General features: G+C 73.3%; 9 protein-coding genes. 5 read left to right on the top strand and 4 right to left on the bottom strand.

Annotation, left to right across the window (positions count from 1 at the left end):
* Positions 1 to 88 precede the first annotated feature (88 nt).
* The 3 genes from ACWDBE_RS06475 to ACWDBE_RS06465 all read left to right on the top strand — a co-directional run bounded on the left by ACWDBE_RS06475 (position 89) and on the right by ACWDBE_RS06465 (position 4,945).
* Complete coding sequence (locus ACWDBE_RS06475) at positions 89 to 934, top strand: DegV family protein (RefSeq protein WP_449791794.1); 846 nt, start codon at positions 89 to 91, stop codon at positions 932 to 934.
* A gap of 225 nt (positions 935 to 1,159) precedes the next feature.
* Positions 1,160 to 2,167 (top strand): helix-hairpin-helix domain-containing protein, encoded by a 1,008-nt coding sequence (locus ACWDBE_RS06470; protein WP_449791795.1) that lies wholly within the window; start codon positions 1,160 to 1,162, stop codon positions 2,165 to 2,167.
* A 69-nt stretch (positions 2,168 to 2,236) separates the two neighbouring features.
* A complete protein-coding gene (locus ACWDBE_RS06465) occupies positions 2,237 to 4,945 on the top strand; it encodes a ComEC/Rec2 family competence protein (protein WP_449791796.1) in 2,709 nt (902 codons plus the stop codon).
* 445 nt (positions 4,946 to 5,390) lie between these two features.
* On the opposite strand, the gene ACWDBE_RS06460 is transcribed toward ACWDBE_RS06465, so the two are convergent.
* Positions 5,391 to 5,684: a hypothetical protein gene (locus ACWDBE_RS06460; protein WP_449791797.1), complete on the bottom strand. Its 294-nt coding sequence runs from the start codon at positions 5,682 to 5,684 to the stop codon at positions 5,391 to 5,393.
* A 94-nt stretch (positions 5,685 to 5,778) separates the two neighbouring features.
* Here ACWDBE_RS06460 and holA point away from each other — a divergent pair, with 94 nt between their 5' ends.
* The gene (gene holA / locus ACWDBE_RS06455) at positions 5,779 to 6,777 is read left to right on the top strand and encodes a DNA polymerase III subunit delta (protein WP_449791798.1); all 999 of its coding nucleotides are present in this window, start codon (positions 5,779 to 5,781) and stop codon (positions 6,775 to 6,777) included.
* A gap of 131 nt (positions 6,778 to 6,908) precedes the next feature.
* Here holA and ACWDBE_RS06450 read toward each other — a convergent pair whose 3' ends face one another.
* Both ACWDBE_RS06450 and rpsT read right to left on the bottom strand, forming a co-directional pair.
* The gene (locus ACWDBE_RS06450) at positions 6,909 to 7,586 is read right to left on the bottom strand and encodes a hypothetical protein (protein WP_449791799.1); all 678 of its coding nucleotides are present in this window, start codon (positions 7,584 to 7,586) and stop codon (positions 6,909 to 6,911) included.
* 448 nt (positions 7,587 to 8,034) lie between these two features.
* Positions 8,035 to 8,304 carry a 30S ribosomal protein S20 gene (gene rpsT, locus ACWDBE_RS06445; RefSeq protein ID WP_350566336.1) on the bottom strand — a complete coding sequence of 90 codons (270 nt, stop codon included), beginning with the start codon at positions 8,302 to 8,304 and terminating at the stop codon, positions 8,035 to 8,037.
* 329 nt (positions 8,305 to 8,633) lie between these two features.
* Here rpsT and lepA point away from each other — a divergent pair, with 329 nt between their 5' ends.
* Positions 8,634 to 10,502, top strand: coding sequence for a translation elongation factor 4 (gene lepA / locus ACWDBE_RS06440; RefSeq protein WP_449791800.1), 1,869 nt, complete (start codon positions 8,634 to 8,636; stop codon positions 10,500 to 10,502).
* A 170-nt stretch (positions 10,503 to 10,672) separates the two neighbouring features.
* Here lepA and ACWDBE_RS06435 read toward each other — a convergent pair whose 3' ends face one another.
* Entirely contained in the window at positions 10,673 to 12,571 is a 1,899-nt protein-coding gene (locus tag ACWDBE_RS06435) for an ABC transporter ATP-binding protein (protein ID WP_449807421.1), read from the bottom strand.
* Positions 12,572 to 12,753: the final 182 nt, after the last annotated feature.

Genomic DNA, 12,753 nt, shown 5'->3' with positions numbered 1-12,753 from the left:
ACCGACCTTCGACCGGTGCCCGGGCCCGGCACCGCCGTCCCGGACCAGGCGCTGTCCTCCCGGACCGACGGGGAGTAACCTCCGGCTCATGCCCTCCGACCTCGCGCTTGTCACCGATTCCACGGCCTATCTGCCGCAGGAGGCCCTCGACCGGCACGGGATCACGGTGGTCCCGCTGAGCGTCGCGGTCGGTGACTCCGTCCTGAGCGAGGGCGTCGAGATCTCCCCGAAGGACGTCGCCGAGGCGCTGCGCGGCAAGCAACGGGTGACCACCTCCCGGCCGAACCCGGAGGCCTTCGCCGCCACCTACCGGGCCGCCGCCGAGGCCGGGGCGAAGGGGATCGTCTCGGTGCACATCTCCGGCGAACTGTCCGGCACCGTCGAGGCCGCCCGGCTGGCCGCCGCCGAGGCGCCCGTACCGGTGCGGGTGGTGGACAGCCGACTGGTCGGGATGGCGCTCGGGTACGGGGTGCTGTCGGCGGCCGAGGCCGTCGCGGCCGGACAAGGCCTGGCGGAGGCGGCCGAGGCGGCCGTACGGCGGGCGGCCGGGACCAGCGGGTTCTTCTACGTCGACACCCTGGAGCACCTGCGCCGGGGCGGTCGGATCGGAGCGGCGCGGGCGCTGCTCGGCTCGGCCCTGGCGGTCAAGCCGCTGCTGCACCTGGACGGTGGGCGGATCGAACCGCTGGAGAAGGTGCGGACGGCGTCGCGGGCGATCGCGCGGCTGGAGGAGATCGCGGTCGAGCGGTCGGGGGAGCGGGAGGTCGACATCACCGTGCACCACCTGGCGGCGGAGGACCGGGCCGAACCGCTCGCGGAGCGGCTGCGGGCCCGGGTGCCGGGGCTGCGGGAGCTGTACGTGGGCGAGGTGGGGGCGGTGATCGGCGCGCACGTCGGGCCGGGGCTGCTGGCGGTGGTGGTCGCGCCGCGCTGAGGCGGGCGGTGCTGGTGGTGGGGGCCTGTCGGCCGGCTTGGTCGGTCGGCCTGGTGGCGGGTGGGCCGTCGGTGGGGGCGTCGGTGGGGCCCGTTGGCCGCTCGGTCAACTTCGGAGAGTCCTGTCCACTCTTGTGAGTGACACTATTTGTCCACAACCCCCGGGTTATCCACAGGGTTTCGCCAATTTCCGCGCGCTCGCCCGAGGACTCCTACCGTCCTCGGCATGACGACCATGAGCCTGGGCGCGGCGAAGCGCCACGCGATCAACGAGACGGTGCGGCTGCGGATGGCCGCGCTGCTGCCGGTGGGGGACGAACCGGAGGGCAGCTCGGCCGGCGGTCCGCCCGGGGCGGCCTCGCCGCCGACGGGGGCGCGGGCTGCGGCTGCCACCGGGCCGCCTCCGTCGATGTCACCGTCGGCGGTGCCGTTGGCGTCAGCGGCACCGGCCGGAATGCCGGTTTCGCCGGGTGGGGGCGGCCTGCTGGACCCGGGCGAAGCCGTGCAGCCGGCGGAGGCCGGGGCACATCCGCGGCCCCGGTCGTTCCCCTCGTTCGCCTCGGCGCTGGCGCTCGACCGGCGTGCGGTGGCCGGGCTGGCCATCCTGCTGCTGTTCGCGGTCGGCTACGCCGTGCAGCACTTCTGGCTGGCCCGCCCGCAGGCGATCGCGGTGCCCGCGCTGGCGGCGGTCGCGGCACCGGCAGGGTCCGATTCGTCAATCCCCGCCGACGCCTCCGCCGCCGATTCCAGGGCCGGGCCCGCGCCCGGAGCCTCGGCCGTCCCCGGTGCCGGGGCGGCGGCCGTCGTCGTGGACGTCGGCGGGCGGGTCCACCTCCCCGGCCTCCACACCCTGCCCGGCGGCTCCCGGGTGGCCGACGCGCTACGGGCGGCAGGCGGTCCACTGCCGGACACGGACACCCGAAGCCTCAACCTGGCCCGTTTCCTGACGGACGGCGAGCAGATCCTGGTCGGAGAACAGCAGCCCGCTCCCGCCCCGGCCGCCGTGAGCGGAAGCGGAGCCCCTGGACCCGCCGCGCCCCGACCACCCGTCAGCCTCAACCGCGCCACGCTCGAACAGCTCGACTCCCTGCCCGGCGTCGGCCCCACTCTCGCCCAGCGCATCCTCGCCTACCGCACCTCGCACGGCTCCTTCCGCTCCCTCGACCAACTCCGGCAGGTCAGCGGCATCGGCGCCCGCACGTACGCGGAACTCCGCCCGCTGCTGACCCTCTGACGCTTCCACCGCTGTCGCCCCCCGCACGCCCCCTGCCCGCTTCCCCAGCCATCGATGGGAGGTACCGCCGTGTCCGTCGCCACCATGCCGGTCGGTCCGGCCGCCGCGCCCCGCTCTCCGGGAGCCGACTTCCGGCTGCTGCTGCCCGCCGTCTCGGCCTGGGCGGTCACGGCGGCGCTCCTACGGCTGGAACCGGGGTACGAGCCCCTCGTCCTCACCGCGGCCGGCACTGCCGCGCTCGCGGCCGTCCTGCTGCTCACCCGGCCGGGGGCCCTGCGCCGGCGCGGGGCCGCGGCGACGTCGGCCGCCGTCCTGCTCACGGGCGCGGCGGCCGCGATCGCCACCCCGCTGCACACCGCCGACCTTCACCGCGGGCCACTACCGGCGCTCGCCCGCGCGTCCACGGCCGCCGGACCACGAGCGCCGGGCGCGTCCGCCCCGGTGGTGGACGTGGAGCTGACCGTCGCCGGGGATCCGAAGATCCACACCTCCCGGGGCGGCGCCGTCGGTGGGCAGCGGCTCCTCACCGTGGACGCGGTGGCCGACCGCGTCACCCTCCTCCCGGACGGGCGGAGCACCCGCACGCGTACACCGGTGACCGTCATGGCCCGAGGGGCGGAGAGCGGGCCCTGGCAGCGGCTGCTCCCGTCCCAGCGGCTGGCCACGGAGGCCGAGGTACGGCCGGCGGGGGAGGGCCACGACAGCGAGTCCGCCGCGCTGCTGGTCGTCCACGGGCCGCCCCGGCAGCTGGCCCCGCCGAGCCTGCCGCAGCGGATCGCAGGCCGGCTGCGCGAAGGCCTGCGCGCGGCCACCGACGGGCTTCCCGCGGACGCGCGCGGACTCCTCCCGGGGCTGGTCGTCGGGGACACCTCGCGGCTGCCCGACGACCTCGACGACGCCTTCCGGGCCACCGACCTGGTCCACCTGGTCGCGGTCAGCGGGGCCAACCTGGCGATCGTCCTGGGTGCGCTGCTGGGCGCGCCCGGGCGGGCCGGAACCCCGGAGCGGCGCGGGCTGGCCGCGGTGCTGGGGCTGTCGCTGCGCACCGGCGCGCTGCTGGGCACCGCGCTGACGCTGGCCTTCGTCACCGTCTGCCGTCCTGAGCCCAGCGTGCTGCGGGCAGCCGGGACGGGGCTGATCGGCATGCTGGCCCTGGCCACCGGCCGTCCTCGCAAGGCGGTGCCCGCGCTCGCCGGAGCGGTCCTGGTGCTGGTCCTGCTGGACCCGTTCCTGGCGCGCTCGTTCGGCTTCCTGCTCTCGGTGCTCGCCACCGCCGGGCTGCTCGTCCTCGGACCGCACTGGGCCGAGGCCCTGCGGGCCCGGCGCTGGCCGCCTCACCTGGCGGGCGCGCTCGCGGCAGCGGCGGCCGCTCAGGCGCTGTGCGCTCCGGTGACGGTGGTGCTGTCCGGGCACATCAGCCTGGTCGGCATCCCCTGCAACCTGCTGGCCGAGTTGGCGGTGGCCCCGGCGACACTGCTCGGCTTCGGGGTGCTCGCCCTGCAACCGCTCTTTCCGGCCCTGGCCCGTCTGCTCGCGGAACCGGCCGGGGTGCCGGCCGGCTGGCTCGCCCTGGTGGCGCGCCGCGGCGCCGAAGTGCCGGGTGGCCAACTGGCCTGGCCGGGAGGGTGGTTCGGAACGGCGACGGTCGCGCTGGCCGTCCTGGCGGCCTGCTGGGTGGCGCCGCTCCTGCTGCCCCGGCGGTCGGAGCCAGGAAGGCCCGCGCCCAAGCGGCGGCGCTGGGCGCGGACCCTGGTGACGGGGGCACTGACGGCGGTCCTGCTGGCTGTGCTGCTGCGCCCGCCACAACTCACCCGGATCGCCACCGGCTGGCCACCGCCGGGGTGGCGACTGGTGGTGTGCGACGTCGGGCAGGGAGACATGTTGGCCCTGTCGACCGGGGCGCCGGACAGCGCGGTGGTGATCGATGCCGGGCCGGATCCGAACGCCGCGGACAGGTGCCTGCGCGACCTCGGCATCACGACGGTGCCCTTACTGCTGCTGACGCACTTCCACGCCGACCACGTCGAGGGCGTCCCGGGGGTGTTGCGGGGCCGCAGGGTCGGCGCGGTCGAGGGCACCACGCTGGACGACCCACCGGGCGAGGCCGCCCGGGTGGCGGGTTGGGTCGCAGGCGCCGGTCTCCGATTGCTCAGAGCCGGTCGGGGTGAACGGCGCTCGGCCGGCCACGAGTTGGCCTGGGAGGTGGTGTGGCCCGTCCCCGACGCGGCCGTCGAAGCGCCGGGCCCGAACAACGCAAGCGTCGCATTGATGGTGTCACTGACAGGAGGACTACGGATGGCACTGCTCGGAGATCTCGAACCGCAGGCCCAGTCGGCGCTGTTGGGCCGGGTGGGGAGGGTCGACGTCATGAAGGTGGCGCATCACGGATCGGCCCACCAGGACTGGGACTTGGCGGGCGCCCTGCGGCCCCGGCTGGCCCTGGTCTCCTGCGGTGAGGGCAACCCGTACGGCCACCCGTCCCCGAGGACGGTCGACCACCTGCGGGCACTCGGCGCCACCGTGCTGCGGACCGACCGGGAGGGGGACATCGCGGTGACGGGCGACTCCCCGGCCACCCTCGGCGCCGCCGTCCACCCCCAGCCCACCCACGCGGCCCGCCACCCGCGCAGCCACGGCGGGAACAGCGGGAACAGCGGGAACGGCGGGCCCGGCGGGAACGGCGGGAACTCCCGTGAAGCCCACACCCCCGAAGCCCAAGCCCTCACCCCCGCCCACCCTGGGCAGACCCCTGCCGCCCCCCGAGCCCCGCCCCAGTGACCCCCGCGCTCTCCTCCTCCCACCAACCACGTGGGGCAGGGATGGGGTAGGGGGTTGTGGGAGGAGGGGAGAGGAGCGGGAGCGGGGCCAGCAGAAACGTTCCGGCGCGCTCCGGGTGGGCCCGGAGCGCGCCGGAGAAGACTCGCAAGCCGCCCAGGCAAAGTGCAGCCCGCAGCCGGGTGCCGCGGGACCGCGCTAAGCCATGCGCGAAGCCATGGGGGAACAGGTTGCGGCGTGCTCCGGGCCTGGCCCGGAGCACGCCGCGAAGAGCCTCGTCCCTTGGAGCGCGGGAGGGGCGAGGGGGCAGAGCGCCGCGGCACTCCATGGCAACAAGCGTGAGGGCCCCGGATCCGTGGTTCAGACCGTGCGGGGGAGTGGTCGCCTGGGTGCCCCCGGTTTTCCGCACTTCTGATCAGGAAGGCGCCGGTCACCGGCCCTGCGGCTCTCAGGCCTCCTCGCGCCAGCCCTCGTAGCCGGCCGCGAGGGTGTCGAGAGCGTGGAGCAGTGCGGGCGTCCAGCCGTTCTCCGGGGCTTCGGCCACGATCAGCCACTGGGCGTCCTCGGCGTCGTCCTCGCCCGCGAGCGCGTCGCGGACGACTTCGAGCTCGCCGAGGTCGGGCTGGGTGGCGCCGAGCTCCTCGGCGGCCTCCTCGGCGGCGTCGCGGTCGGGCAGGACGAGCAGTTGCCGGGCGTACGGGTCGTCGACGTCCGGGAGGTCGGTGGTGCGGTTCTCGGTCACCCCGTCATTGTCCAGGTCGGGCCGCCCGCTCCGCCGGGCGGGAGCGCCGGTGGCCCGTCGGGAGTGTCCGCGGACCGTGGGATGCTGGTACGCGATGGCCAGGAAGAGTGCACCCGACGACCTGCTCGCCCCGCTGACCCTCGCGGTCGGCCAGGAGGAGCTGCTGCTGGACCGCGCGGTCGCCCAGGTGGTGGCGGCGGCGAAGGCGGCGGACCCGGACACCGACGTGCGGGACCTGCCGCCCGGCGGCCTGCAGCCGGGCAGTCTGGCGGAGCTGACCACGCCGTCGCTGTTCGCCGAGCGCAAGGTGATCGTGGTCCGGGCCGCGCAGGACCTCTCCGCCGACTCCGTGAAGGAGGTCAAGGCGTACATCGAGGCCCCGGCCGAAGAAGTGATCATGGTGTTGGTGCACGCCGGCGGCGCCAAGGGCAAGGGCCTGCTGGACGCGGGACGCAAGGCCGGCGGGCGCGAGGTGGCCTGCGCCAAGCTGACCAAGGCGAGTGAGCGGCTGGCCTTCGTCAAGGGCGAGTTCCGCACTCTGGGCCGCTCGGCGACGCCGGAGGCCTGCCAGGCGCTGCTCGACGCGCTCGGCAGCGACCTGCGCGAGTTGGCGGCCGCCTGCCACCAGCTGACCTCGGACGTCGAGGGCACGATCGACGAGACGGTGGTGGCCCGCTACTACAGCGGCCGCGCCGAGGCGACCGGCTTCGAGGTGGCGGACCTGGCCGTCACCGGCCGGGCCGCGGAGGCGCTGGAGCGGCTGCGCTGGGCGCTGGCCGTCGGCCAGCCGCCGACCGGCATCACCTACGCGCTGGCCTCCGGCGTGCGCAGCATCGGCCGGCTGGCGAGCGCCGGGCGGAACATGCGCCCGGGTGACCTGGCGCGCGAGCTGGGCATGCCGCCGTGGAAGGTCGACCGGGTCCGCCAGCAGATGCGCGGCTGGACGGGTGACGGCGTGGCCACCGCGTTGACCGCTATCGCCCAGGCCGACGCCGCCGTCAAGGGCGGCTCGGACGACCCGGCCTTCGCCCTGGAGCGCGCGGTGGTCGCCGTCGCCCGGGCCGCCCGGGCGGGCTCCCGTCCCGCCTACTGACCGGCCCGCCTGCCGGCGCCGGGGGCGCCCGCCTACCGGCCTGCCCGTCTGCCGGAGTCGGAGAGCGGCCGACGTCGGAGAACGGCCGACGCCGGGAAGCGGCCGACGAGACGGCACAGCGAGGCCCGGGCCTACTTCTTCATGGCCCGCACGGCGTCCTGCCCGTCGGACTGGAGGGCGCCGCGCAGCTCCTCCCTGGACGGCGGCTTGCCCTTGCCCTCGGTGTAGCTGGCCGTGTAGTTGATGTAGTACGTCATCCCGCCGTCGAGGATGTCCAGCTCGGCGTAGACGCTGTGGTACTGGCCCGAGCCGTCGTCCTTGTACAGGAAGTACGCCTCCTCGCCGATCCCCGCGATGTCGGTGACCTGGTAGCCGCGTGCCCGGTAGAGCTCCTTGTTGGCCGCCAGCTCGGGCGCCGGGTTGACCGCCTTGTGCAGGTCGGCGCGCATGTAGAGGTTGGCGTACTCGCTGTCGCTGCCGCCGGTGCGCTTGAGCGACATCGAGCAGTTCATGCTGTCCAGCGCCGGGTGCCGGTCGGTGTGGTGGGTCGGCGCGGAGCTGTCCGAGACGGAGTACGTCTGGAGGAGCTTGGTGGGCTTCCCGGTGGTGCAGAAGTCGTCGGAGAGGTGGTAGCCGCGCAGGCCGCGCGGCGAGGAGTCGCTGCTGACCAGGCCGGGGATCGCCATCACGGCGGCGGCCCAGCCGGCCGAGACGATCACCGCGCCGACGAACGCCCAGACGGCGTTGCGCCGCAGGTTCCCGGTCCTCGCGGGGACGGCTCCCGGGGGCATGCCGGACACGGGTGCCATGCCGGGGGCGGTGGGCAGCCCCGGCGGCGGTCCGAAGCCGCCGGCTCCCGCCGGGCCCGGAGCCCCCGGAGCCCCCGGAGCCCCGAGAGCCCCCGGTACGGGCTGCGCGCCCCCGCCCGGCTGCTGCGGCGGCGGGAAGCCGTACCCCGGTCCGTTCTGTGCCGGTGGCGGCGGTGGCGTCGTCATGGAAGTCCCCCCTGAACCTGGCGCCGGAGTGCTCCCCGCACCCCGGTCGAACCTGACCGACCCTAGCGGCCGGACCACGAAACGCGACAGGCGCCGCAGTGGCCTCCGGGGAGGAGGCCGACTGCGACGCCTGCCGCACTGCTTCGTTGCACCGCACCCGCGTGGCGAACGCAGGCCGCGTGCGGTGCGAGTCTTGCGCGCCTCGGGGTCCGGGTAGAGGGCCGGTCGACCCGAAGCGGTGGGGGCACAGCCCCCGGGGGCGTCAGGCCTGGGCGGCCGCGTTGACGCGCTTGGTGATGGCCGACTTCTTGTTGGCGGCCTGGTTGGCGTGGATGACGCCCTTGCTCACGGCCTTGTCCAGCGCCTTGGAGGCGGCGCGGGCCAGCTCGGTGGCCTTCTCGGTCTCGCCGGCGGCAGCGGCCTCACGGGCCTTGCGCAGAGCGGTCTTCAGCGAGGACTTGACGGCCTTGTTGCGCAGGCGCGCCTTCTCGTTGGTCTTGTTGCGCTTGATCTGGGACTTGATGTTCGCCACGAAGGAGCCTCAGTCTGTCTGAAAGATTTGAACGGGGTCACACCCGGCGGCCTTCGGTCCAGCTGAGAGGGCATGCCGAGGCCAGGTGCAGCAGCCCACGCTACCAGGGGCCCGCTGCCCGCCCCAAACCGGCCGCCCGCGAAGGCTCCTCCCGTCGCCCGACCGGGGCCGACCGGCACCCCTTCCGCGCCCGACCGGCAGCCCACCCCGTGCTCGTGGGAAGATGGGAGGAACTATTTCGATCGGACGAGACTGTCCGGTCCCCGGGAAAACCGGTCAGCGATGACCCGGACACCCCCGGCCCCGGACCAACGGAGAATCGGACCAAGGTGCCCGCGACCCCCAGCAATGTGCCAGAGCCCAGCCGTACCGACCCGGCGCTGATCCGCAACTTCTGCATCATCGCCCACATCGACCACGGCAAGTCGACGCTCGCAGACCGGATGCTGCAGATCACCGGCGTCGTCGACCCCCGGCAGATGCGTGCCCAGTACCTCGACCGCATGGACATCGAGCGTGAGCGCGGCATCACCATCAAGTCGCAGGCGGTCCGCCTCCCGTGGTCGCCGAAGACGGGGCCGAACGCCGGGACGACGCACATCCTCAACATGATCGACACCCCCGGCCACGTGGACTTCACGTACGAGGTGTCCCGCTCCCTCGCCGCGTGCGAGGGCACCATCCTGGTGGTCGACGCGGCCCAGGGCATCGAGGCGCAGACCCTCGCCAACCTGTACCTGGCGCTGGAGAACGACCTCACGATCATCCCGGTCCTCAACAAGATCGACCTGCCGGCCGCCCAGCCGGAGAAGTACGCGGCCGAGATCGCCCACATCATCGGCTGCGACCCCTCCGACGTGCTCCAGGTCAGCGCCAAGACCGGCCTGGGCGTCGAGGACCTGCTCGACCACATCGTCAACACCATCCCGGCCCCGGTCGGCGTCAAGGACGCCCCGGCCCGCGCGATGATCTTCGACTCGGTGTACGACTCCTACCGCGGCGTGGTCACCTACGTCCGTGTCGTGGACGGCCAGCTCACCAAGCGCGAGCGCATCTCGATGATGTCCACCGGCGCCACCCACGAGCTGCTGGAGATCGGTGTCATCTCGCCCGAGCCGAAGGTCGCGGACGGCCTCGGTGTCGGCGAGGTGGGCTACATCATCACCGGTGTGAAGGACGTCCGGCAGTCCAAGGTCGGTGACACGATCACCTCGATGCACAAGGGCGCCACCGAGCCGCTCGGCGGCTACAAGGACCCGCGCCCGATGGTGTTCTCCGGCCTCTACCCGCTGGACGGCTCGGACTACCCGCTGCTGCGCGACGCCCTGGACAAGCTGCGGCTCAACGACGCCGCCCTGGTGTACGAGCCGGAGACCTCGGTCGCGCTCGGCTTCGGCTACCGCTGTGGCTTCCTCGGCCTGCTGCACCTGGAGATCATCCGGGAGCGCCTGGAGCGCGAGTTCAACCTCGACCTGATCTCCACCGCCCCGAACGTGGTCTACCGGGTGATCATGGAGGACGGCAGCGAGCACACCGTCACCAACCCGAGCGAGTTCCCGGTCGGCAAGATCGCCGAGGTGTACGAGCCGGTCGTGCGCGGCACCATCCTCGCGCCCAACGAGTTCGTCGGCGCGATCATGGAGCTCTGCCAGTCCCGCCGCGGCAACCTCCAGGGCATGGACTACCTGTCCGAGGACCGGGTCGAGCTGCGCTACACCCTGCCGCTCGCGGAGATCGTCTTCGACTTCTTCGACCAGCTGAAGTCCAAGACCCGCGGCTACGCCTCGCTGGACTACGAGCCCATCGGCGAGCAGACCGCCCAGCTGGTCAAGGTCGACATCCTGCTGCACGGCGACGCGGTGGACGCCTTCTCCGCGATCGTCCACAAGGACAAGGCCTACAACTACGGCGTGATGATGGCGGGCAAGCTCCAGAAGCTCATCCCCCGCCAGCAGTTCGAGGTGCCGATCCAGGCGGCCATCGGCTCCCGGGTGATCGCCCGCGAGACGGTTCGCGCGATCCGCAAGGACGTCCTCGCCAAGTGCTACGGCGGTGACATCTCCCGTAAGCGGAAGCTGCTGGAGAAGCAGAAGGAAGGCAAGAAGCGGATGAAGATGGTCGGCCGCGTGGAGGTCCCGCAGGAGGCCTTCATCGCCGCGCTGTCCACCGACGCCGAGCCGCCGAAGGAGAAGAAGTAACGGCGGCCGGCGGCGACGCGCGCCGGAAGGGCCCGGGCACCCGCCCGGGCCCTTCCGGCTTTTCCGCGGCCCCTCCGCCCGCGCCCGTCCGGCGGGCCGAAGTGCGAGGGGCCGAAGTGCGGCGGGCCGGGGCGGGAAGTCCCCGCCCCGGCCCGCCGACTGGTGGGACGTCAGTCCATCTCGGCCACGGCCTCGGCGAACTGCGCCTGGTAGAGCCGGGCGTAGGCGCCGTCGGCGGCGATCAGCTCGTCGTGCGAGCCCTGCTCGACGATCGAGCCGTTCTCCATCACCAGGATCACGTCGGCGTCCCGGATGGTGGAGAGCCGGTGGGCGATCACGAAGCTGGTGCGGCCGGTGCGCAGCCGGGCCATGGCCCGCTGGATGAGCACCTCGGTGCGGGTGTCGACGGAGCTGGTCGCCTCGTCCAGGACCAGGATGGACGGCTCGGCGAGGAACGCCCGCGCGATGGTGATCAGCTGCTTCTCGCCGGCGCTGACGCCGGTGCCCTCGTCGTCGATGACGGTGTCGTAGCCGTCCGGCAGGGTGCGCACGAAGCGGTCGACGTGGGCCGCCCTGGCGGCCTCGATGACCTGCTCGCGGGTGGCCGACTCGGCGCCGTAGGCGATGTTGTCGGCGATGCTGCCGCCGAACAGCCAGGTGTCCTGGAGCACCATGCCGATGCCGGAGCGCAGTTCCTCGCGGGACATCGCGGCGATGTCCACGCCGTCGAGGGTGATCCGTCCGGAGCTGACCTCGTAGAACCGCATCAGCAGGTTGACCATGGTGGTCTTGCCGGCGCCGGTGGGGCCGACGATGGCGACGGTCTGGCCGGGTTCGACCTTGAGCGAGAGGTCCTCGATGAGCGGCTTCTCGGGGTCGTAGCGGAAGGACACGTCCTGGAAGACGACCCGGCCGTGCACCACGTCGGGCCGTTCGGGCATGGCCGGCTCGGGGCTCTGCTCGGGGGCGTCCAGCAGCTCGAAGACGCGCTCGGCGGAGGCGACGCCGGACTGCACCAGGTTGGCCATGCTGGCGACCTGGGTGAGCGGCTGGCTGAACTGCCGCGAGTACTGGATGAACGCCTGGACGTCGCCGATGGACAGCGCGCCGCTCGCCACCCGCAGGCCGCCGACGACGGCGACCAGCACGTACTGGAGGTTGCCGATCAGCATCATCGCGGGCTGGATGATGCCGGAGATGAACTGGGCCTTGTAGCTGGCCTGGTAGAGCGCCTCGTTGTGCGCGCGGAAGGTTTCTGCGGACTCCTGCTGGCGCCCGAACGCCTTGACCAGGGTGTGGCCGGTGTACATCTCCTCGATGTGGGCGTTGAGCTGGCCGGTGGACATCCACTGCTGGACGAACTGCGGCTGGGCCCGCTTGCCGACCTTGGTGGCGACGACCACCGAGACCGGCACCGAGACCAGCGCGATCACGGCGAGCAGCGGGGAGATCCAGAACATCATCGCGAGCACGCCGACCACGGTGAGCAGCGAGTTGACGACCTGTCCCAGCGTCTGCTGCATGGACTGGCCGATGTTGTCGATGTCGTTGGTGACCCGGCTGAGCACCTCGCCGCGCGGCTGCTTGTCGAAGTAGCTGAGCGGCAGCCGGGCGAGCTTGGCCTCGACGTCCTGGCGCAGCCGGTAGCCGGCGGCCTGGATGGCCCGGGTGGCGAGCCGGCCCTGGACGATGCCGAAGAGGGCGGAGGCGACGTAGACGCCGAGCACCCAGAGCAGGACGGTGCCGATGGCGCCGAAGTCCATGCCCTGGCCGGGGATGAAGTCGACGGCGGAGAGCAGGTCGGCGATGCCGCCGTCGCCGTGGGCGCGCAGCCCTTCGATGGCCTGTTCCTTGGAGGCGCCGGCCGGGAAGCGGGCGCCGATGACGCCGGCGAAGATGAGGTCGGTGGCGTCGCCGAGGATCTTGGGGCCGATGACGGCGCAGCCGATGCCGAGCACGCCGAGGATCAGGACGCCGATCAGGGTGTTGCGTTCGGGGCGCAGCAGGCCGAGGACGCGCTTGCCGGAGCCCTTGAAGTCCATGGACTTCTCGGCGCCCTGGCCGCCCATGAAGCGGCCGGGGCCGGCCGGGCCGCGGCGGGCGGCGGCGGCCTGCGAGTCGCTGGGCAGTGTGGCGGGCTTCGGGTCGTCCTTGGAGAGGGCGGCCTTCTCGGGGGCGGCCGTGGCGGCGTTCGCGGGGCCGTCCGCGGGGGCGGTGGCTCTGGGGGCCGGGCCCTTGTTCAGTTCGGGCT

This window comes from Kitasatospora sp. NPDC001132, assembly GCF_053598415.1.
Note: the sequence above shows the minus strand (reverse complement) of the source record. Positions and strands in the feature narration are given on the sequence as shown.